Here is a 23584-nt window from a genome sequence, read left to right as displayed (position 1 = left end):
AATTATAAAAACTTGTGGAATTTCAACCAATCCAAATAGACATCCGACCATTTATCAACAGGAAGATTTTGTTTCCCCATTCCGAAACCGTGACCACCTTTTTCGTAGATGTGAAGTTCAGTTGGCTGTCCTGCTTCCATCCATTTGTTGTATAATAAAACTGATTTTGGAGCCAGTTTTAATTGGTCATCACTTGCGGCACAAATAAACAATGGTAACGGCGTTGAAGGAATCTGTGTATCTAAAATATCCTGACTTGGCCCGCCGTAAATCGAAGCTGCGAAGTTGGGTAACGTTGAAGCATCTTTGCTGTGAAGAACACTTTCCAAAATCACACTTGCACCCGCTGAAAAACCGATAACACCCAGTTTTTCAGGATTGATATTTAATTCTTTTGCGTGGGTTCTGATGTAGGAAATGGCCGTCTTGATGTCGTCTCCAGCCATTACTTTGATTGGAGCTGTTTTTGCGTCAAATGCTTTTCTGTCTTTGATACCTTCCATCATTTCTTTTGCCGGGTCGTTGGATTTTGTTTCCAGTAATCGGTATTTTAAAACGATTGCAGTAATTCCGTTTTCTGCTAATTTTTTGGCAACATCAATTCCTTCTCTGTTGATGGATAAACTTTGAAAACCACCACCTGGAGCAACAACGATAACTGTTCCGTTGGCTTTTGCTTTATCAGCTTCAAAGACTAGCATTGAAGGTTGTGAAACATTGAAAACAACTTCCGTTTTAAACAATTCATTGAATTGCTGTGCTTCTTTTTGTGTCCAGTTTTCTGTTCCCGGCGCTTTTCCTTTGTATAATGGAATTGATTTTTGAGCGTTGATGGTTGTTAAACCTGCAAGAAATAAACTTGATATGATTAATTTTTTCATTTTTTTAAATTGTTTTGATTTTTAGTTCTTAAACTTTGTAGTTAGTTTGTCATTCCATAGGAATCTAAGCTCAGTATTTCAAATATCATTGTTGAGATACCTACGGAATGACAAAGACTATGTTGGCTTTAACATAGGATTTCTCGCAGCCCGACTTGAACGGAAATCCTTTTTTGCCTGATCTTCGAGTTCTGTTTAAACTGGAATTGTATTGCAAAAAAGATTGGGAGTGGAAGGCGGATAAAGCTCCCCAAATAATTACTGTTAAAGAAATGAGACCGAACATAATGCCCGGTCTCAAGACATCAATTAACTAATTTTTTAATGAACTATTACTTATGATATTTTTGAGTTCTGGCATCTTTAATTACGCCGGACCAGTTCATTCCGTATCCGAAATCGTAGTTATGACCTTCGGAGTCCTTGTGTGTTTCCATATCGTAAGGAACATCCTCTTTCTGCCTTTCAACAGTTGCCATATTTGCAGGCATCTGAAGAGGAAGCAGTCCCGAAGGCTCATATTTTCCGGTTACGATATCCACAACCGCCTGATTGGAGACATTGAAGTTCATCAGAATCGCATCAGCGTGCTTTTCAAATTCGTTGAAGATCATCGGTTTTGAAGCTGTTACAGAAACAATGACAGGTTTTCCGTTCATTGCCTTATAGGTGTTTTCAATCGTCAGTAAATCAGTGAAATTGGTGGCCGTTGAAATTTTATTTTTAAATGTTCTGTCGTGTACATTTGGGGCTACAACGGGGTCGCCTGCCGCAATACTTTTTTCACGGGCTTCTGTCGCTGTGTAAGTCTGATACTGAAGAGAAATCGGAAGATACCCGTTTCCGCCTTCTGCGGCATCGATATCGCTGTAACCGCCCTCTTCACTGTGCGGGCTTTTCACAAAAACCAGTGCGAAATCCGCCTTTGTAGGGTCTTCGGTTACATTATAATGTTTTTTGACTTTTTCGATATCCACGGGATAGTCCAGAGACGGGGCTGTGTAAATTCCCCACCAATTGAATGTTGCGGGAGAATATCGCTTTGGAATGTAAACCGTTTTTCTTTCTTTGATAGGAAGAACACTTCCTTTATTTTTCAGCATCACAATCGATTTAACCTGCGCTTCGTAACCCGCCTTCATAAACTCAGGATTGCCAACGATTTTCCTAGTTTCTTCAACATTAACGTAAGGATTTTCAAACAATCCTGTTCTGAAGAAATTTCTCAGCAAACGAACGGCAGACTGCTCAAATTTTGCACGGTATGCTTTTTCACCGTACTCTTTCATTCCCATCTGATACGCTTCCAAAACGGGTCCTTTATCATTATTTCCTCCAAACTGATCAACACCCGCTTCCAAGACCTTGTAGTGACGTTCAGCGATTGATAATTTCTCGGCACCCCAGGGTTTTCCGGCAAATCCTCCCGGAGTTTTTGGTTCGTCTGCTGTAATTAACCAGTCGGTACACACCACGCCATCATATTTGTATTTTCCACGAAGTAAATCTGTGATCAGATATTTACTGTAACCGTTTCCGACATTTTCTCCGTTTTTCGTATCCTGGTTAAAGCTGATTGTATAATAAGGCATTACCGCAGAAGCTTCTTTTGTTCCTCCGCTTAATTTGAAAGCACCTTCCGTAAAAGGTTTTACGTGATTCTGGAAATTATTTCCCGGATAAACAGCAAATTTCCCCATCGCCCAGTGGCCGTCACGACCGCCTTCTTCAGGACCTCCTCCCGGCCAATGTTTTACCATCGCATTTACACTTTTGTTACCCCAACCGTTTTTGCTTCTGCTAGTTGTCTGGAATCCATCAATATAACCTCTTCCTAAATCTGCTGTCAGTTCCGGACTTTCAGAGAAAACATAAGCGATTCTGTACCAACGCGGTTCTGTTCCCAGGTCGATTTGAGGTGATAGGGCCGTTGAAATCCCCAATGCTCTGTATTCCTGAGCTGCGATGTTCCCGAATTTTCTAACCAATTCCGGGTCGAAAGTTGCACCCATTGCTAAGCCATCCGGCCAAAGAGAAATTTGTCCGCCTGCTCCTTCATTAAACTCAGCCGTTACGGTTGCAGAATGTCTCGGGTCTGTACTGTTGTTGGCTGGAATTCCCAATCCCAGACCTTCTATATAAGCCTGAATATTGTTGCTCCATTGTGCTGCAATTTCAGGAGATTCAACGGTTGTTACCAAAACATGACGAAGGTAGTCTTCTTTTAAAAATTTCTTTTGCTGGTCTGTTAAATCAGAGGCTTTTGCACCGCTTTCTTTATACAGCATTCCGTTATATTTTCCTGCCCGGAAACCGTCTGCAGGTGCAGGAACAGATTGGTGGCCGCTGTACAGCATTAAACCTGCAATCTGTTCGACCGTCATTTTTGATGCTAAATCTTTTGCTCTTTCGTCAACGGGAAGTCTCCAGTCTTCGTATTTGTCAAGTTTTCCGTTTCTGTTTAAATCTTTGAATTTATTTCCACCAATTGTAAGAATTTTTACACCTGAATCTGCGGAATACCCTAAAACAGGACCTTTAGAATTTGTTACTGTCTGAATATTCTGTGCAAATGCTGTTACTCCTAAAAATAATGCAGCAACATTTAAAACCGTTCTTTTCATTGTTTACAATTTAGAAATTAAAGTTTACTGAGAATTGACCTGTCAATGGCATAATATACGTTCCTGTCAGTAGTTTTCCGTAATACGGGCTTGCATCTGTAATCAGTTCGGCACCATTGATGGTTCCGCTTGCCCCTCTCTGGTTCAGGAAGTTGATAACCGTTGCACCTACATTGATGTTTTTGTTAACCGTATAATTTACACCACCGAAAGTTTCCCATCTCGGCGCAAAATATAGTGCATTGGTCAGATTCGCATACTGTTTTGAGAAATACCTGAAACTCGCCCAGAACCTCCATTTGCCGGTCGAGTAGCTTGGGTCGATTTCCATCAGCGTTTTGGCCACCCCCAGAACATTATTGTCGCTGTAATTGTAATCTTTTCCGAAAGCATTGAAATTAAATTTCTTATACACCGGGTTCTGCAATGTAATCAGGTAATGAAGATTAAATCCTTTGAAAGGCTTTAAAACAAAGTCTGTGGTCCAGCCCAATGTCTGGATATCGTAATAAACGGTCGTGGTCTGTGCCTCAGAACTATTGGCAGGATTGACCAGGTTGTACCTGTTAAGGTTATTATTTTTTTTCAGATAGGTTGCCTGGGAAATTAACTGGATCCAGTCTGTATTCCAGAAAATTCCAATTGCTCCCAATGGGCTTTTAATTTTATTGGTATTAGGTTCAAAAGCCTGAGAGTAACTTTCCAATCTTCTGTTTTCTTCTGTGTATAAGAAGTTGGCTAAAACTCCGAAATTTTTGGTAATGTTGTAAGTCGCATTCAAACTTCCTGCAATCTGGAAGAAATTTTGACTGATGTGATTAAACTGACCAGGGTCCGTGAAACTGAACCCAATCGTTCTGGGAGTCAAAGAGTATTCTCCATCTAGGATATGATTTCTCAGATGCAAACCGTAACTCAGATTAAAATTGTCGGTAACTTTCCATTCATCGGTACCATACAGAGAAAGTTTGTTCTCTGTTCCGCTGTGATATTCGCCTCCTGCATTGTAGTTATAGAACCCGTCAGCATCGGTATTTGGGCCGATCAATCGCTGAGGCTGCGGCTCAACAGTCTGGAAGAAGAAAGAACGATTGGACGTGAATTTGTCAACGTGATAATACTGTTCCAATACACCGAAAGTCACGTTATGATTTCCGACCTGTTTATTCAACGAAAAGCGGCCTGCGATATTTGTAATAGGGGTTTCCGGCGTATACATTCCCAGAATAGTTCCTACCTGTCCCGAATAAGCCTGACCACTGGAAGCCAAAGTATATCCTGCAGAAGGATCGGCATTGAAAATGCTTAAAGGAATCATATTGGACATTTTAGCTTTTGAAAAATGGGCTCTTGTGGAGAATCTGAAATTCCAGCCACTGTTCAAAAGATAATTACCAAAGATATCAATGTTGTGGGAGGTTGACCTGTTATCTTTGCCACTCATGGACGCCCAATAAGATTCGCCCGTGAGGATATCTTTGACTTTCATCTGTCCATCTCTTACCACATAGGAATCCCTCCCGATTTTGAAATTATCGAGCTCCGTTACTTTTCCGTTTTCTCCATATTGAAAAACCGCATAATTGGTGATGCTGTAAGAATCCGCATATTTATATAAGATGGAGATTTTGCCCTTATCGTTATCGAAATATTTAGTGGCGCCGACCCTGAAAATCTTTGTTTCATCGGCATTTCTTGCAAACCCCAGTTTATAGGTGCTCGGATCATAATTTGCGAACGCTCCGACTGTATAGCTCCAGCCGTTTTTAGAAATCGGTCCTGATGCATTTACATCGCCCTGCAGCCAACCAAAGGTGCTCGTAGTAAGCTTTCCTTTCAGTTTGAAATCTTTGGTTCCCGTCTGCGCGTATGAATTTACCGCGAAACCAAGATCTCCCATTGTATTTGCCAGCTGATCCATTTTCAGAAGTCCGGTTTTTTCAAGGCCCACACTCTGTCTCCATGTTTTATTGGGCAGTTCCGGCCAGAAAAAATAAACCACAGGAAGGTCGTTTTCAAGAATTGTAATTCCTCCGACGGTTGATGGCAGACCGATATTTACGTCTCTGGGACTTGTGTTATTGGCCGCGTTTAACATGACGTTCCTGTTGTTGTCTTCTTTGGAGGTAACAGTCTTTACACCTTCTGCACCTTTTATAGCTGTATTCACGGCATTTTTCGCTGCCAGGCTATCGGTCTGCTGCCCGAGCGCAGTACTGAAGGAAAACATCAGTCCCAAAGCGGAAATTGTAAATTTTAGATTTTTCATAATTATCAATTAATCTGTTTTTTGTGGTTTTAATCGTGCAGAGAGTTATCGAATCACGGATACGGTATCATTATATGGTATAGGATCCAATATTTCCTGATAAATATTAGTTGCTTCTTAAAGAAGCAACTAATATTACATTCTTTTTTTGATACAACCAAATGGAATGTTGCGAAAAATTAATATTTATGTATTTGTTTGATTATTAGATAAATAAAAAAGTGTTTTATTGTGAAATAGACTGGGAAGTTTAGGGAATGTTAAGAAATCCTGAACTGAACATTACCCAAAAAAACAATCTGGAAGTGTAAATTTTGGTTCTTCCTGAATATGACCTTAAATTTGTTGCAACCAAACAATAGAAAATAAGCATGAGTCCCCATAAGCAGATCATAGAGAAATCAGCTGAGTCCTATCAATTATATTTACCACATATTTCCATCGATACGGTCATTTTTGGCTTTAGCGAAAATGAGCTTAAGGTACTTGCGATCAAAATGAAGTTTAATCAGCAGTGGTTTCTTCCTGGTGGTTATCTTAAAAAGAAAGAGAATATTGATGATGCGGCTGTGAGAATTCTGTCCGAGCGTGCAGGGGTGTCCGATATATTTCTGGAGGAGTTTGCGGTATTCGGAAAGTATGGCAGAAGCGAAGACTCTTTTGCTGATTATGAAGACAGCCTGTGGCATAAACAGAGATTTGTTTCCATTGGGTATTATGCACTGGTCAATTACCATAATGTTTCTCCCAAAGCAGATGAAATGAGTGAAGAATTTGACTGGCTGGATGTCAACAATCTTGACAGATATCCTATTACAATGGACCATAAGGAAATTATCCAGAAAGCGCTCCTGACCCTTAGAGAGCGCATCACCTATAAACCTATAGGGTATAATCTGTTACCGGAGAAATTTACGATGACTGAGCTGCAAAAGTTGTATGAAACGATATTGGGCAGAGATCTTAACCGTGGTAATTTTTATAGAAAGATCAAGAATATGGGTATTCTGAAAAAATTAAACGAGCTTCGAAAGGGTGGGGCGCATAAAGCACAGGAGTTATATTCTTTTGACAGGGAAAATTACGAAAAGGCATTGCAGGATGGTGTCAATAGCTGGTAATTTTCAAATAAGTAGGCGGGGTTAATTGGGAATAATACACATTGGTACGTTATAAAAAAAGATAATGGAAAAATCAAAATGACTGAGTTATTTAAAGGTATAAGATAACCTGTTTTTCAGATATTTTACGAGTATTGAAAATAGCCTGAAAATATGTATTTGAAAAACAGGTTATTAATTTTTTTATGGCTCAAGTCCAGGGCCACCACATGAACTGTACGGAACGCATGTTAGTTTATCATTGATAAAACATAGTCTGGTACAATCTGCTCCGCCAACAATTGTTTTTAATTCTGCTTTTTTAAGCTTTTTTAAATTTTTCATACTAATATATTTTATGTTCACAACAAATCTCATGAATAATTATTATATACTAGTTGAAATTAACGAATTTTAACGTTCTGATTGATTTGGTTTTAAAAGTTGGGAAGCGGCTGCAATGAATAGTTTAAATACTAGATACTATGATGTGATTTTTCATTTAATTTGAGGAAGAACATGCAGGGAAATGATCCTATTTATCAGATTTATTCTCCAGGATCGGTACTTGGGCTGTTTAGTAATGCATTAAAACTTAATGCAACCGTTAATCTTATTTACCTTAAGGGAAGATACTCTTTCGGTGGAGTGAAAGCTTAAAGCTGGAATGGAATCTTTACAGCAGGAAAATGTAAGACTGAATATGGAAGTAAACAATAGTAAAACAGATTATCAAAAGATTGTAATCGCAGCTGTTGCCGCTTTAGTGACAGGATTTTTATTGGCAAAGATATTTTAAAGCTACAGAATTATTATGGAGGCCACTAAAATAAAAGAAGTAAACCGTATTATTGATATGCAACCATAATTCCAGGCGCAACTAAAATTATATTCTATAGAATGTCAGTACCCTCTCATTTTAAGTATTTGTAGTTTTGAATTCAAAAATTGGAGACAGTCATTCTAGGAAAGTCTAATTTATTTATAACGTTCGTAAAATTATTTTCTCGATCAATCAATGAATATTTTTATCCAAACGGCTTAATTTTTGCAATTTTTTTAACCGCTGGGATATTAATCACGTGATAGTAGTAACAAATTAAAAAGATAGGGAAAGGAAATATTTTTATCCCTAAAGTTCGGGTATAGTTTTTTTACCTCGTGTTACAGTTTACCTTAATGCTTGAAAACTGTTTTAATGCTGTGTTGATAATCTAAAAAAGATATCAGTAATTAACTGATAAAATTATAGAATACTATTATTTAACATAAAAAAATACTGTTATGAACGTTAAACGCACATTTGGAACAATACTGACTGTTTTAGGAATCGCAGGTTTGATTTATACAGGATATGAATTGATTAATAAAAGCTCGGCTTATACAACATTAGGTGTAATCGGGGTTCTCGGACTGATATTCTTTTTTTCCGGGATAGGTCTTGTCAAAAATACCAAAGACGAAGCATAATTATTTTGTTTTAAAGAAGATGAGAAGGAGCAGGTCAAAAAAATATTTTGACAGGAATATTTATGCAGTTATTTAAAAAATGCAGACATGGATTTAAAAACCGATAACCAGAATAAAGAGGTGGAACGGCTTCTTAGTATTGGTGCTTCAAAAATAAAGGGATGGAATTATGAAAAGGATGCCGACTATGTTGTTCTTCAGGATCCTGAAGGCAATTCATTTTGTATTGTACAACAGAATATCAAAGAATAAAATGCGAGCAGTCAGGATTTAATAGGAGAGTGATAGGTAACAATACCTCTTATTAAAAGCTGCCGAGATTAATCTATGCAGCTTTTAATAAGTGCATCAAAATGGATATTGTCAAATTGTGAATTCTTTGTGACTATAATCATAAGTTGATGCCATCTTGAATACTACTTTTGTTATATCATAATAGTTGTAGATCAATCTCTACAACCATACCCTCCTTAGTTGGAGGGTTTTAGTTAATGTACCATCTCAGAAATCAATAACAGCTTTATTTATAAGTAATTACTACAAAGCTTTGCTATTGAGTCCAATGTCTGCAATTTTACTCAGTAACTTATCACATTTCTTTTCTTCATTTAGGGTTGCTAAAAGATTTTTTAGACATATATTTTCCTTAAGAACTTTTGCATAGGCAGCAAGTGTCCCATACGTCGAAATTTCATAGTGTTCGACTTTCTGCGCAGCGGCTATGATCCCTGCATCCCTCACCGTACCAGGTTCAGTTTCTTCCATGATGCTTTTCCCCTCATCAAGAAGCCCCTGCATGGCATCACATTTTTTTGCCTGAGCCTTCTTTTTTAGCGATTTAAAACATTCCTCAAGTCTCTTTACATGAACTTCAGTTTCCAGCAGGTGATTTTCAATAGCGAGTTTGAGCTTTTTATCTGTTGCATTTTTATGCATTTTGGGTAAGCTTTTTACCAAAGCCTTTTCTGCCCAATAGATGTCTTTTAACCCTTCTTCAAATAGATCTTTCAATCCTTTAGAAGCATTTTTTTTAGCTGGTGTTTTTCCTGATTTTGCAGGTGTTTTTGTTGTTGTTTTCTTTGATACTGTTTTGGTTGCCATAATATTAGATTTAGTGTGATAATCCTAATTGCTGCAATTCTAGGACCATTTATACTTGGATATGATCTGGCTCATAAATCGATAATGAACAGATCAATACATTAGAAGAAATTTTAGCATTATGAAAAAGAATCTATTTGACCGGTTTGCGGATTGGGCTGTTTGCTTTACAGGCAGTGCGGGTGCTTTTATTGGAGCAAGTTTATTAGTAATCATTTGGGCAGCCACCGGACCGATGTTTAAATTTTCAGAAGTCTGGCAAATGGTTATTAATACAGGCACTACCATTATCACTTTTCTGATGGTATTTTTAATCCAGAAAGCACAAAATAAAGATTCAAAAGCAATCCAGATAAAACTCAATGAACTGATTGCAAGCCATGAGCAGGCAAGTGATAACATAGTTGATATCGAAGACCTTACAGAGGAAGAACTTGATGAGCTCCATAAATTTTATGAAAGGATTGGAAAGGTTCCTCCAAAAAAACAAAACAGTCAGAAATAATTTTTTGATGAATCTAATCCGTTATAGTAGTTTTAAGGTTGAGAATAGATGCCTACTTGTTTCTTGGAGCATCGTTTGAAGATCATTTTTATATGTGAGTGGTCTAAAATTTGCATGTAAAGATATTGTCAATTTTTACTGAGATATTCATTCGGAACCATAACAAAATATAGATAATATGATCATCGATGAAAATCTTTTGCTCGAAAATGGAGCAGTTTACGAGGATTATCCCGCAAAGGAAATTATTTATGAAATGGGAAATATTCCTCAATATTATTTCCAGATTGTTAAGGGGACAGTAGAACTGAACAATTACCATGAGGATGGAAAGGAGTTTACCCTGAATATCCTCTCAGAGGGTCAAAGCTTTGGAGAATCTTTACTGTTTGGGAATAAAAACTATCCCATGAATGCCATTGCAAAAACTGACTGCCGGATCCTGAAATTACCAAAATCCAATTTTCTGAGCATGCTGAGTACAAATACGGAATTGATGTTTACGATTTTCCGTTATCTTTCAGATCGTCTTTTCTACAAATATGTGATGCTGTTTAACAATTCAGCCATTGATCCGGCGTCGAAAATAAAATCGTTAATGGATTATTATAAGGAAAGTTCAATAAAACAAACCCCCTATTCTTACCCAGTTCCGCTCACCAGGCAACAAATAGCCAATTTAACGGGTTTGCGTGTCGAAACAGTAATACGGACGATTAAGAAAATGGCAGAAGATGAGGTTCTTAGGCTTGATGGACGAACGATTTTATATTAAGGTATTTTTATGATAACAATATTTCATGTTGAATAAAAGATAATTCTGTTAACCAGATATTGGAATATAAAAAAGAGGTGATAATATACTTAAATGTATCAATTGTACAGATGAATTAATTTCAGATTCTATAGAAGAAATTTACATAGTATGATACAAACTCTTTAATAAAAACTAGCTGACACGTATAACTATATCATAACCAAAACCTAAACTCAGAAGATTTTTTAAGTCATCAGAAAAAAATAATGCAATTATATACCTGAATGTACTAAAACACAAAACTAAAATATCGCTTATTTTATAATACAGTTCATTAGTAAATAAGTAGTAAAATTGATTTTTTATAAAATTCCAATCTGGTACATTTAGGTATATCATTACCAAATTAAACATAAAGGTCTCTTATATGTTTGTAAAGGTTATGAAGATTTTAGCTGTTCTATAAAATATGATGGTGTAAAACCTGTTTCTTTTTTAAAGGCGTTAACAAATACTCTTGGGGTTGAATATCCGCACTCTTCAGAAAGATAAGCTATTTTGTATTCTCTGTAAACCGGATTTTCATAGAGTTTTTTAATAATATAGTTGATACGGTGTTCATTGATATAGCTGGTAAAATTATGATCCCTGTATATTTTAATAATTTCTGAAAGATATTTTGTATTAGTATTCAGATTGTTAGCCATCCATGTAAGACTGAGATCTTTCCGAAGGTATTTCTCTGAAGTTTCGAATTTTTCAAGTTTAAAGAGAAGTGCTCTCGTTGTATTATCAGTAATTATTACCAATGACTTTGTTTCATTATTTTTAACGCTGTCTTGTAATTTTAATTTCTGCTGTGTTTGTTCTGTACTTACTTTAGTAATAAGATCTTCATATTTTTTGTGAATGATTTTATTTTTTCTTTTCCAAGAAAACCAAGTGATCAACGATAAAATTAAAATAAAACAACCGGTAGCTATAAGTATCATTTTTAAATTAGAACTGTACTCTTTTTCCTTTTTAGTTTCAACATTTGTGACCAGTTTGTCAAATTGTTGACTTACCTCTTTTTTGGCAACCCGGTTGATGCTATCATTTAATGATGCATATAATTTTGCATATTTAGCCTGCTCTTTTGAGTTTCCCAAACCTTCATAAACATCTGTAAGAACCGAATAAGCATAAGATCTGTAAGAAGGACTGTTCTTTGTTTTTTCCCTTTGCAAAACTTCGTTTAAAATTTCAAGTGACTTGTTATAATCTTTCTTATAAGAATAAAAATGAGCAACACCACACAATATTGGTAAATCGAGTTCTTCAAAAATATCAGGATGTGTAGTTTTATAATTATAAGCATCCATAAAATAAGGTTCTGCCAGATCCAGTTGCTGTGGTTTCAAAACCAGATAAGATTTTCCAATATTGAGTTTATTGAGTGCAATGGACATCTGTACTTTTTTTGAATTTTTGTTACTTATTTGTACAAGTTCATTCAGTTCTTTTTTCTGATAATAAAATACAGAATCAGGAGATTTATCATTGAAAAATGTTGCAGTGGCATTATATACATATGAAACTTCTATGTGTCCCTTGTCTCCTCCTATCTTTTTAGCATGCACCAAGGCCTCCCTTAAATCCTGACGCGCTTCTCTTTCTATACCTAGCGCATCATTTGCAAATGATTTATTCATATAAAGTCTGGTAAGTTGCTGATGGTTGTTTCCTAATCCTAATGCTTCTAATTCACGGATGAGTTTAAGCATTCCCTTATAATCTGAATGGTAATCTAAAAAGGAGAGTAAGTTCATTTTACCAACAATCACTCCCTTTTTATAATTGATTTCCTGAGAAGCTTTAATTAACTCTTCTAATTTTTTAACATCCTCTTCATCGTCTGGATAAACCATTTCGTTGGTTTTATATGTACTATCAATTTGCTCCTTTGTGAGAAAATTATTTTGAGCATATACAAGTTGAAAGGAAAATAGAACGAGAATGAGATAATAAAAGTTCTTCATGATTATATGTTAACTTTAAAAAAAGAATTAATTGAGCAAATTTAACATTCAATTTTCACAAATTTAACCAAATAGATTACTATGGATATACTAAGCTTCATATAAATACTGTATGAAGTTTAATTGGTTGATAATCAGTAGTGCATATTTGTAAAAGAAGCTTGATTACACATGAAATTTTCGGAATTGTTCCTTTGTTAAGCTTGTGAAGGTTTTCATGTAGTGATAATATTGCATCAAATGATAACCGATTCTAAAAATAACATGATGATTAAAATCTTCTCTCTTGTATTCTTGAAAGAGAGAAGATTTCTTTTGTTTATACTGTTATTTTGTACTCTTCAGACAACAAAAGGTGTTTCCGCGTGCAAGCAGGAAACTTCATCAGGTAATCAGGGACAAACAGACATAATATTTATTGCAGAGGGTACCGTCATTACAGGAATAGAAAATGTGAATATTTCCGGTATTGAAAAAAAGAAATTATACAGGTTTAGAAAAAAAGGAATCATTGCACACAGCAAAAAAAAGAGAGAAAAAAAGTTTAATATTTCCACTGCCCGTAAATCTTCCAAAGCTGATTTTTTTTTCAATAAAGCCCCAACATCAGGTACATTTTTATTGATATGTTCAGGCAGGCAAAAGCAAATTATAAGCCCTGATCAAAATAAGAAAGAACTGATAAAACCGGAAAATTATTTTCCTGTTTTAATTTGTTTATCAGATATCTGCTTTAAAAATACTTACAAGAGCCACTGGTTCTGCAATTTCAATTTCTTCCGAAACTACCAGCGTCCGCCACCAAGTGTTCCTAATATATTTCAGAAATACGTTTAAGGTAACCTTCGTTGAAGAAAAGTTTAAACGTGATTCATACATATTCGACGGAAATATCCGGTGCGGACAGGTACTGTCATTTAAAAAATCAAACAAAAATATAATGAAAAAAATATCACGGGTAATCGCCTTTTTAGTGATTTATACTGTAAAATCACAGGTGGCAATCGGAAAAGAAAGTACAACCAATACTTCTGTATCATTAGAGTTCTCTTCTGCTGAAAACAGAGGGTTTATCCTTCCCTATATTGAAAACAAATCCGGAGTAACCTCTGAAGGAACCGTTATTTATGATACCACAGATCATAAAGTCAAATATCTTAAAAACAACTCCCAATGGGTCAACCTGAGTGAGGATGATGGAACATCTGCAACAATTGGCGTTGCAGATCTAAGCATACAGGGAGCTGATAAACAAGAGAAAATAACAGCAAAGACAAGTATAGGAATTCCTTCTTCAACAGCTGGTATACTTGTTTTGGAAGCAACAGATAAAGCCATGATTTTACCTAAGGTGGGCAGCCCGCACCTTAACATTATAAATCCTGCAGCGGGATTAATGGTTTATGATACTACGAAACGACAGCTGGCAGTGTATAATGGTAAAGTATGGACTTTTTGGAAGCCTTAAATAGGACTTTTTACATAATTCATTTTTAATCAAAAATTCATATTTCTCTAAACAAATGAAAAAAAATACAATTTTATTAGTTCCGGTTTTTATAAGCACGATTGCTTATGAACAAGTATCTATTACTATCGACTTTCCTAAAATGACACTGGATTAAAAATATTAAACCATGAAAAAACAGACTATCCTTTTTTTCATATTGCTCATTTTGGGTAATATGATAACCAGGGCACAAAACTGCAGTGTAAATGCAGGAGCCAACGTCACCATATGTGGTACATCAGCCAGTCTCTCAGGAAGTCCGGGGGGAAATACTTCAGGAAACCCAACCTGGACACTGGTATCTAAGCCTGCGGGTGCACCCAATCCGGTCATCGCAAATCCGTCTGGTTATAATACCAATGTTACAGGGATGACATCTCCCGGTAATTATGTATTTCAGATTGCACAAAACTGTACTGTTGGTACGGCAACATCGCAGGTAACAGTTACAGCACCGGGTGATGTGTCTTCCTTCACAGCAGGTCCGGATATTACCAATGTTTCTGCCGTTACTGGTGTGGCAACTCTAAATGCAGTAATACCAACAGGGTATACAGCATCTTGGACATATTATAACATTTTTAACAAAGAAAGTTTTAATCAGACCACCACCACAAATGCAACTATGTCTGGAACAACGACTGCAACACCTACCTTGACCTTGACAAAAAAAGCCAATCATGATATTGATCCGGCATATCGTGCGGTCTTAAGGATTACATCCATTAACAACCCTAGTTGTTGGTATGAAGATGATGCTATTGTAAGGTTTATTCCTAATCCACAAATCAGTTTACCTACAACCAATAACAGATGCTACCTGCCAACGGAGACCAATCGGTACATTAATTTTAGCACAACCTCTCCTATATTTGCTACCAATACAGCAAATTCTTCCGGAAACCCGGCATTTGGCACGGCAATTACCGTTAATGCTATCAGTCAGCCTGCAGGAGGCAGCATTTCATTTTCTCAATTAAGGGGTAATTCAATCTTCTTCAATGGAGTAAATACGATTGGAACTTACGTGTTCACTATAACGGTTACCAATGCCAATGGGACATATACAACTCCTCAGATTACTTTAAATTATAATGGCACTCAGCCCAATCATATAAGCTTTCTAGATCCAGCCCATCCGGAACAGATGGCGAACTATTCTTTTACAGGAAGCGGTGGTGCTGTATATTGCAATATGGCAGGAAGTACAGCACCTATCACTGTCTACTTTAAAATAGATCCTTCAGATCCGGCAACAACAATTACAGCAATCAGTAACACTGGTATTGCCCCACCTGGAGGAAACCCTGGCTTAACTTTGAATGGAGCAGGTACAATGAGTAGAAGTATAGTAGTAACTCCGCCTGCCGGAGGATGGCGTGCAGGTACTTATAAAATTAGCATAAATATTCAAAATGGTACTTGCAATACTACTGATTCTTATTTCATTCATATTTCAGATGGTAACCGTTCCAATGTAGCTGTACCTAATACCACCGTATGCTACCCCGGGTCTGGTGTGGTAACTGCAACGATTCCTTTGCCTGTCGTATATCAGGGAGTTGTAAATAGCAGTTATTTTCAGGATTTTACGGGAAGATATGATTTTACAGTGATTTCCAAACCTGCGGGAGCTGCCAATCCTGTTTATGAAAGCTCCAACCTCAGAACTATTACCAGTACTTCTACCGTGATAAGCAATCTTGATAAGCCGGGAGAATATGTTTTTAAAATAAAAGCTGTTCCTAATGGAGGAGGTATAGATGCAAGGTTTTTTGATAGGGAATATGCCTGTTCAGGAACTTCTCCGGAAGGTACGTTCTCTATATTTGTTAGTACCCAGGTTGGAGCTAACGCAGGATCTGCCCAGATGGTGATAGGTTCATCAGAGACAACTCTTAACGGTAACAATCCCGGAGCCAGTTCAACAGGTGTATGGACACTGGTGTCAAAACCTGCTGGGGCAACTGATCCTGCGATTGTAACACCATCAGCATACAATACCAATGTTACAGGTCTTAACAATGTAGGATCTTACACTTTCAGATGGACTGTTACTACGGGTACCTGTACAAGCTTCAGTGATCTGAATGTAAATGTTATAAATGCAGTTGTTGGCGGTGTTACCGGAGCAGATTTCTGGATAAAATCCGATGATGCAGGAAATATAGCAACAGCGTGGAAAGATAATTCAATTAATGCGGATGATATTCCTGCAGTAGGCAGCTGGTCACTTTCACCAGCTGACAGAAATCATAATTTCCATCCATACACTACTGGATATAGTGGTTCAAAATTATTCTATAATAGTACCTCAGCATTAAATCCGACGAATGGAGAACTCCCGAATACATCTTATTCAATCTTCTCAGCGGTGAGACCTGTCTCTTCCGGAACCGGACGTATTACGGGGATTGATGATGATGCAACTTTTGCTTCTGAGCCCGCAACTTCTATTGCAAATGGAAAACCAAGACATTATGAATTTTTTAATGTAACTACATCAACGGATTTTTCTACAACATTTAACATTGGAACGCCGAATATATTTTCAGCAATAGCCAATAATTCTACTACTAATGGAGGATCTTCCAGCTCATCCGGAGGTGAAAAAAAATTAGGGTTAAATGGTGTATATGAAACAACAACCTTTAATAATACGAATAAATTCCAGCTCTATGGACGAAACTTAAGGGTAGGACATGCCGGATGGGATGCCGCTGGTGCTTTCCCTGGAGATATTATGGAAGTTATATGGTTCAAACGTGCTCTGACAGCCAATGAACAATCAAGGATTAACTCTTATCTTGCGGTAAAGAATGGTGTGACCCTAAACGAAAATTATCTTTCCACAACAAGTAATGTGGTATGGGATATAATAAATAATACAGGATATAACAATAATATCTTTGGTATTGCAAGAGACAATATCACGACCTTACATCAAAAACAGGCAGGAAGTACAAATGGAGGACAGCAGCTTATTATTTCTACTACAGGTTTTGCCAATAGCAATGCAACGAACATCACAGATCTAAATAATGATCTTCAATTCCTGATTACCGGAGACAATGGTCTGAAGCAAGATCTTAGCATACCACTGTCTTATACGGCAGGCACTAATGGAGCAACCAACTATCGTTTTGAGTCTATCTGGAAAGTACAGAATACCAACAATGTAGGAACAGTAACTGTAGCGTGGCCAAAAAGTGTAAAAAATCTGTATCTGGTACAGTCTCCGGATGCTGCTTTTGACGGAACAGATACCTTTACTCCCATGACAACGGAAGTGACGGTAAATGGAGTTATATATAACGCCGCAAATGTGACACTAGGAAACGGACAGTTCTTTACTTTTGCCGGTTTTGGAAATGCTCCTGGAGGAGTTGTCAATAATTTATCCTATTGGTACAGAGCTGATAAGAATGCTATCAATACAGGTCCAGGAACAGATGTAACCGGATGGACTGACCTTTGGAACGGAACTACAGTTGCGCAAATGGGAACCAATGCTTTACCAAAGTATGTATCAGGAGCATCCACTTATTTTAACTTCAACCCAGGAATCAATTTTACAGTAGGAACTCAGACCTTAGGAAATAATACTGTACGTACATTGACCAGCCTTGATTTTGATGTATTTACCTTTACTAAGGAAGGCTTGGGCTCTGGTGGAGGAAACCCGAGATTATTTAGTGTTGGGATGGACAATATTACTACTGGTTCTGCTAATTGGGATGCTTTTGGTATTTTCCCAAATGCAATGAATTTAGAAAGAAGGCCATTTGGTGCGGGAACACAATATCCAGGAGTACTTCCAGGATTTGCTTCAAACATACCAAGTATCATGTATTTCAGAAATGCGAATACAACTACAAGCAAGGGTCTGAATGGACAGTCGATAGAGCCTGCTACAAATTATTCTCCTGTAGGCTACCAATTTGGAGGACATATTTTCGGTGATACTCGCTTTTCAGGAAATGGTAGTGATAATGCAGGGTTTACTGGGAATATTGGTGAAACTATTGTATATGGAGCTGGTAGTCTATCAGACATTGAGCGTAGAAGAGTAGATTCTTATCTTGCCATCAAGTATGGTATTACCTTGGGACAAATTAATACCAATCCTTATTTGGATACCGACGGAAATACAGTATGGGATGGAGCAATTAATACTACTTACAACAATAATATCTTTGGTGTATCCCGTGATGATATGGAATTGTTGGAACAGAAGGTATCTAAGAGTGCGAATGCTGGAACGATACTTACTGTTGCTACTGTCAATGACTTTGTAAATCCAAATCAACACGCTTCGCGTTCAGGATTTGCCAATGATAAAACGTATTTTCTTTTAGGAGATGATGCGAATACAGTTACTTCATCTACAGAAATTGCTATTGGGGGTAAAACTTATAAAAGGATTGCAAGAACCTGGCTAGCGCAGGAGAAAAATGTTGATGCAGGAAATTTATTCTTTGAGGCAGACCTTACCGCTTATAATAGCAGCACATTAAATACTGCATCAGGTATGGTAGTTATGCTGGTTGCTGATGATAATGCTTTTACGACTAATGTTACAGTAGTTGATCCTATGTCCAATAATAATGCAAAATGGGTATACAGTCAGAATATTGCTGATGGAAAGTATATTACATTTGCAGCAAATCCTTGTTATGGTCCTGATTCAGATGGAGATGGAATTGCAGACATGTGCGATTTGGATAACGATAATGATGGTATATCCAATCTTAATGAAAACTGTGGAGGATATTATGCAGATAATGAAAACGGCGCATGGAAGGGAAATACAATTTCTAATCTGACTGTAGCAGCTCCAGGTAGTTCCCTGCAGACTGCATCTACTTTTAATGATAACCTTAATCATTTTTATACGGACAGCAATGGAGCAACTAAAAGATTTGTAAAATCCCATACCAATGATGCTGTAAATTTAACGTATAGCTTTTCTCCTGGAGTTCCTGCCAATGAACTGGTATTTTATATCCAGGATGTGGATGGTCTTTCAAACGGATCTTCGTCAGCCAGTTATTCCTTAAAGATAAACGGAGGAAATGTAAATGGGCTACTGATGAAAGATGTGACAACGTCCTTCATGCCAACCACGCCTTCAACAGTAATGAATTACGATCCGGTAACCGGAGCTATTTCCTCAATAGGTTCTGTAAATGATCAGTGGATACTTTTGAGAGGTGTAGGAAATAATCTTGTTACTTCTATCACGCTTACGAGCAATAATTTTGGTACTAATGATGCCGTTGCTTATAATCTATTAGCCCATAAATCCTGTGATACTGATGGTGATGGCATTCCTGATTATCTGGATTTAGATTCGGATGGAGACGGCTGTCCTGATGCTATAGAAGGAACAGGAGGATTTACGGCAGCTAATTTAGTAGATTCTTCGATGCCTGGTGGTAATACAGGAAGCGGTTATACCGGTACAGCTGGTCCGATTATCCAAAACCTTGGTAATACTGTAAATACAAGCGGAATTCCAGCCATTGCCAATACAGGGCAAGCGATAGGAAGTTCTCAAAATGCGTCTGTTTCAGCTTGTATTCCACCATTCTGTTACAAACCTGGCATTATGACGGGTACCATCCTAGATACTAAGGTCGGAATTACAGCGCTTGGCAGAGCAGGGACAAATGCTGATAACTGGCCAATGGTAAGAAAAGGAGGCTGGATTGCATTAGAAGCTAAAACCAAAGGTTTTGTACCAAACAAAGTAGTATTCGATGCTTCAGGAAATCCGATTGGTATTCCACCAGCTAATTTTGTGGAAGGAATGATGGTATATGATACAATCAATAAATGTATGAAGATGTATACCCTTAAAGAAGGTGATTCATCCATGGCTTGGCATTGTATTTCTACACAAACCTGTCCTGATTAAAAAATATAAGTTTTCATAATTTAATTGATAGGAAGCTCAGTTTTGTTGCTTGTTTCAAATAATGAAACTGAGCCTGTCAATTAAAAACCTAAGAGTGAATACATTATGGTTCTCTCTTCTTTTAAAAATAATTTTACTAATGAGGTCAAATTTTAAAAATATCCATATAGGAGAGTTTATACATCTTCGGGTTCAGGAAAATAAAACTGACTTGTCCCGTATCTGTAAATTCATGAAATCTACAAAAGCTGAAATAAATGAAATGTACTTACAGGAATGTCTATCAACAGATATTTTACTGAGATGGAGCAAGTTACTTGAGTATGATTTTTTCAGATTGTATACTCAGCATCTTATACTTTATTCTCCTGCTGCCAATTTATATAAGAATAATAAAACCTCCAATCTTCCTCAGTTCAGGAAGAATATTTACACCCAAGAGATTATAGATTTTATTCTTGAATTAATTAATACAGGGAAAAAGACGAAACGTCAGGTTACTGATGAATATGGAATTCCCTATACTACTTTATGCCGATGGAAATCCAAATATGATAAAAATTTGTAAAATAAATAGATATGAAAAAGAAAAACCAGCCTGATTATATAAAAATCTATTCTGACATTATTCATCAAAAGTTCCCTCATAAAAAAGAGGAGTGTGAAAAATTTTTAACAAAAAAAAGCCTCTCGGCTATAGATATATTGGAACTTAATAAAAGAATTTTTGGAACTAAAGACTATGAAGTCAATAAAATGAATCAAAAACTTCGTTCCTATAGCAAATCAGATATTTTAAGAATACTGGATTATCAAAAAAGCAATAAAATGAAAAACTTTCAGGTAGCGGAACATTTTGGGCTAAGTAAAAATACAATGACCAAATGGAAAAAAATGTTTATATAAAATGAAGTTGATAATACTTAAATGTACCAATTGTGCAGCTAAATTATATGTGCTTGCCGCAGTTCCTCTCACATAGGAATAATTCAGAAAGTTTCATATACTTTTTATCGATTTTACAAATATTCAATATTTTAAATCAGTGTTTTATGTATATTTAGGAATTTGTGCGGATTTAAAATAATCTCAAGTAGGTATTTGTGTTTTTGAGAAGTATATATGATTAAATTTGCAGAAGTTATAATTGCAAAAATTACATTGTCTATGACAAAGTTTCTACTTTCATTTCTACTTTGTTTGCTAATAAGCTTTAGTCTCAACGGGCAAGCCAAGAGGATTCTAAATAAAGAATACATTGATGCCCAGTTAGAGGAACTAAGATTTAATACCAATGTCTCCGATGCGTAAAAAAGAAAAAGTTTTATTCAGTTTGAAATCTGAATCTGAAAAGATTGGATACCGATGGGGTATTCTAAAAAGTGGACGCCGTATCATAGAAATATATGAAAAGCAGAATTAAAATAAAGAAGTTATCAAGCTTGCTACATAGCTTGAAAAAATTGATGCTGGGCCTGTAGCATGCAGAACCATGGCTAATCTTTACCGTTCCAAAGCTTTAGCTTTAGGATATGTAGGACTGAATGAAGCTGGAGAATACGAATATGCTGGATTCGTGTTTTTGTGAATGCTTTCAAGAAAGAAATGGGTTTCAAACCATCCTATTTTGTTGAACAATTGAAAGTCTCTGCGCAGCAATCAATACACTCTTAAAAATGGAAATTCAGTATAAATTGTAATCTTTTCTTATGGCTAGAAAATCATTTTTGGGAACTTCTCGGTTTATCTTTACGAGAAAAAAAGAGAGTTTCAGATATATTCAAAGATTGTATTTGGTGGCTTTTTTGTTGCTTTTCTTTTCACTTTCTATGGCCAATGGAAAAAAAATATTATGTCCAGGAAATAAAAATATAGAGCAAATAATAGACCAGGCAACCTCTCTAAATAAGAACGGGAAAAATAAAGAAGCTCTCGAATTGTTTCAAAAGGCGAATGACCTCGCTAGGGCTGCTGGATGTGAAAAAGGAGAATTGAATGTCACAAAAAACATAATGCTGATCTATTCTGATGGGTATGACTATAAAAAAGCTTTGGAAATATCAAACAGAGCCAGATATTTGGCACTTAACCAGAAAGATTATAAAGCATTGTCAACTGTATATAATAAGAGAGCCATATTGCATGAAAATCTGGGTTTGTATGACGAAAGCATAAAGGAATATGAAACCGCTCTGAGATATGCAAACATGATTTCTGAAAGCGATGAAAGACATTATCAGGCATCGTTGGTTTATTATAATATGGCTCCGTATTATCAGGGACGCTCAGATCAAAAGGTCTTATATTCTTTGGAAAAAAGTAGGGAAGAAATCTTGAAAATAGATGATAAAAGTAAAGATATTCCTTTAGATCAAAAAACTGATATGTTGATATCTGTAAATATGAATCTAGGTATTCATTACAGAGATTCAAGAAATAAAGGACGGAATATAGATCAGTCTGAGTTCTATTTTATGGAAGCCCTAAAGCAAATGGGTTTGGTTAAAGGAAAAATAGATCTTGATACAAAAATAGATTTGTATCAGGCTCTTCAGGAGTTTCATCAGGAGAAAAAAAATTATAAGAAAGCAATAGAATACGGCGAGAATATGCTGGCTATGGAAAAGTCGAACAGTATGCCTTACAATCGAAGAGTAGGGTATATGGTATTGGCAAAATCTTATCTTGCAATTGGAGAAAACTCAACGTCTCAAAAATATCTTGATCTTTTTTCAAAATTGAATGATAGTATTAATTCTGTGGAAAAAGAAGCAGTGGAGGCGCCTGTAAAAAAAATGATCTCGGAAACTAAAGTCAGTGGAGATAAAAAGATAAAAACAATGGCCATTATTTCCTTTGTTACTCTTCTTCTTATAACCGGAGTTATGTTGGTCTATCGAAGAAGAAGTGATAAGATTATCCATAAAAAATATGAAGATCTGATCGCTAAAATACATTTTAAAAATGAAGATGGTACAATAGAACAACCTATATCTGAGAAAAATAGTAAAATAAAAACCTCTGTAACCATTACCGATGAAACACTAAAAGCATTACTTTTTAAGCTTGAAAAGTTTGAAAATTCAGAAAAATATCTTCGGAAAGATCTGAGTCTTACCTGGATGGCCAATAATCTTGCTACCAATACAAAATACCTTTCGGAGGTCATTAAAGTACAGAGAAATCATAACTTCACGAGCTATATTAATGAACTTCGGATCAATTATATCGTTAAGAAGCTTTACGAGAATCCAATATATAGAGAGTACAAGATTGCCTATCTTGCAGAAGAATGCGGGTATGTTACGCCAAGGGTTTTCGTGAATGCTTTTAAACAACAGACAGGCTTTACACCATCATATTTTGTTGAACAACTGAAAGTTTCTGTATAGTGCCTAACATATTTATTATGTAATGTAAGGAAAT

The 23584-nt window shown here is 36.3% G+C and carries 19 protein-coding genes; 13 read left to right on the top strand and 6 right to left on the bottom strand.

The genetic code is table 11. The features are described from left to right. Positions 1 to 2: 2 nt before the first annotated feature. From KIK00_RS07340 to KIK00_RS07330, 3 genes are all read right to left on the bottom strand, one after another. On the bottom strand, positions 3 to 881 hold the full coding sequence (locus KIK00_RS07340; RefSeq protein ID WP_255815898.1) for an alpha/beta hydrolase: 879 nt from the start codon (positions 879 to 881) through the stop codon (positions 3 to 5). A 332-nt stretch (positions 882 to 1213) separates the two neighbouring features. Beyond that, positions 1214 to 3505, bottom strand: a complete 2292-nt coding sequence (locus KIK00_RS07335; RefSeq protein WP_255815897.1) for a glycoside hydrolase family 3 N-terminal domain-containing protein — start codon at positions 3503 to 3505, stop codon at positions 1214 to 1216. A 10-nt stretch (positions 3506 to 3515) separates the two neighbouring features. Continuing rightward, positions 3516 to 5774: a TonB-dependent receptor gene (locus KIK00_RS07330; protein ID WP_255815896.1), complete on the bottom strand. Its 2259-nt coding sequence runs from the start codon at positions 5772 to 5774 to the stop codon at positions 3516 to 3518. A 371-nt stretch (positions 5775 to 6145) separates the two neighbouring features. Here KIK00_RS07330 and KIK00_RS07325 point away from each other — a divergent pair, with 371 nt between their 5' ends. Beyond that, positions 6146 to 6895, top strand: coding sequence for an NUDIX domain-containing protein (locus KIK00_RS07325; protein ID WP_255815895.1), 750 nt, complete (start codon positions 6146 to 6148; stop codon positions 6893 to 6895). A gap of 183 nt (positions 6896 to 7078) precedes the next feature. On the opposite strand, the gene KIK00_RS07320 is transcribed toward KIK00_RS07325, so the two are convergent. Next, the gene (locus tag KIK00_RS07320) at positions 7079 to 7219 is read right to left on the bottom strand and encodes a hypothetical protein (protein ID WP_255815894.1); all 141 of its coding nucleotides are present in this window, start codon (positions 7217 to 7219) and stop codon (positions 7079 to 7081) included. Positions 7220 to 7393: 174 nt separating this feature from the next. Between KIK00_RS07320 and KIK00_RS07315 the strand changes: the two genes are divergently transcribed. The 4 genes from KIK00_RS07315 to KIK00_RS07300 all read left to right on the top strand — a co-directional run bounded on the left by KIK00_RS07315 (position 7394) and on the right by KIK00_RS07300 (position 8596). After that, positions 7394 to 7534 carry a hypothetical protein gene (locus tag KIK00_RS07315; protein ID WP_255815893.1) on the top strand — a complete coding sequence of 47 codons (141 nt, stop codon included), beginning with the start codon at positions 7394 to 7396 and terminating at the stop codon, positions 7532 to 7534. 7 nt (positions 7535 to 7541) lie between these two features. Further along, positions 7542 to 7673 carry a hypothetical protein gene (locus tag KIK00_RS07310; RefSeq protein WP_255815892.1) on the top strand — a complete coding sequence of 44 codons (132 nt, stop codon included), beginning with the start codon at positions 7542 to 7544 and terminating at the stop codon, positions 7671 to 7673. A gap of 485 nt (positions 7674 to 8158) precedes the next feature. After that, positions 8159 to 8344 (top strand): hypothetical protein, encoded by a 186-nt coding sequence (locus KIK00_RS07305; RefSeq protein WP_047433500.1) that lies wholly within the window; start codon positions 8159 to 8161, stop codon positions 8342 to 8344. 87 nt (positions 8345 to 8431) lie between these two features. Continuing rightward, a complete protein-coding gene (locus tag KIK00_RS07300; RefSeq protein WP_255815891.1) occupies positions 8432 to 8596 on the top strand; it encodes a VOC family protein in 165 nt (54 codons plus the stop codon). 285 nt (positions 8597 to 8881) lie between these two features. Here KIK00_RS07300 and KIK00_RS07295 read toward each other — a convergent pair whose 3' ends face one another. Further along, on the bottom strand, positions 8882 to 9445 hold the full coding sequence (locus KIK00_RS07295) for a ferritin-like domain-containing protein (protein WP_255815890.1): 564 nt from the start codon (positions 9443 to 9445) through the stop codon (positions 8882 to 8884). 121 nt (positions 9446 to 9566) lie between these two features. On the opposite strand from KIK00_RS07295, the gene KIK00_RS07290 reads away from it, so the two are divergent. Together KIK00_RS07290 and KIK00_RS07285 are read left to right on the top strand one after the other, a co-directional pair. Continuing rightward, positions 9567 to 9950: a low affinity iron permease family protein gene (locus tag KIK00_RS07290; protein WP_255815889.1), complete on the top strand. Its 384-nt coding sequence runs from the start codon at positions 9567 to 9569 to the stop codon at positions 9948 to 9950. Positions 9951 to 10128: 178 nt separating this feature from the next. Then, complete coding sequence (locus KIK00_RS07285) at positions 10129 to 10725, top strand: Crp/Fnr family transcriptional regulator (RefSeq protein ID WP_255815887.1); 597 nt, start codon at positions 10129 to 10131, stop codon at positions 10723 to 10725. Positions 10726 to 11147: 422 nt separating this feature from the next. On the opposite strand, the gene KIK00_RS07280 is transcribed toward KIK00_RS07285, so the two are convergent. After that, positions 11148 to 12617 carry an AraC family transcriptional regulator gene (locus tag KIK00_RS07280; protein ID WP_255815885.1) on the bottom strand — a complete coding sequence of 490 codons (1470 nt, stop codon included), beginning with the start codon at positions 12615 to 12617 and terminating at the stop codon, positions 11148 to 11150. Between the two features lie 375 nt (positions 12618 to 12992). Here KIK00_RS07280 and KIK00_RS07275 point away from each other — a divergent pair, with 375 nt between their 5' ends. The 6 genes from KIK00_RS07275 to KIK00_RS07250 all read left to right on the top strand — a co-directional run bounded on the left by KIK00_RS07275 (position 12993) and on the right by KIK00_RS07250 (position 23550). Beyond that, entirely contained in the window at positions 12993 to 13565 is a 573-nt protein-coding gene (locus KIK00_RS07275) for a hypothetical protein (RefSeq protein ID WP_255815884.1), read from the top strand. A gap of 103 nt (positions 13566 to 13668) precedes the next feature. Next, a complete protein-coding gene (locus KIK00_RS07270; protein WP_255815882.1) occupies positions 13669 to 14196 on the top strand; it encodes a hypothetical protein in 528 nt (175 codons plus the stop codon). A gap of 169 nt (positions 14197 to 14365) precedes the next feature. After that, entirely contained in the window at positions 14366 to 20158 is a 5793-nt protein-coding gene (locus KIK00_RS07265; RefSeq protein WP_255815880.1) for a thrombospondin type 3 repeat-containing protein, read from the top strand. 139 nt (positions 20159 to 20297) lie between these two features. After that, positions 20298 to 20726, top strand: a complete 429-nt coding sequence (locus tag KIK00_RS07260; RefSeq protein ID WP_255815879.1) for a transposase — start codon at positions 20298 to 20300, stop codon at positions 20724 to 20726. 11 nt (positions 20727 to 20737) lie between these two features. Next, positions 20738 to 21064 (top strand): helix-turn-helix domain-containing protein, encoded by a 327-nt coding sequence (locus KIK00_RS07255; RefSeq protein WP_255815878.1) that lies wholly within the window; start codon positions 20738 to 20740, stop codon positions 21062 to 21064. A gap of 803 nt (positions 21065 to 21867) precedes the next feature. Further along, entirely contained in the window at positions 21868 to 23550 is a 1683-nt protein-coding gene (locus KIK00_RS07250; RefSeq protein ID WP_255815877.1) for a helix-turn-helix domain-containing protein, read from the top strand. Positions 23551 to 23584: the final 34 nt, after the last annotated feature.

Source organism: Chryseobacterium sp. MA9, from assembly GCF_024399315.1.
GTDB lineage: Bacteria > Bacteroidota > Bacteroidia > Flavobacteriales > Weeksellaceae > Chryseobacterium.
The sequence above is the reverse complement of the archived record's forward strand: the minus strand, read 5'-3'. Positions and strand labels throughout refer to the sequence as shown.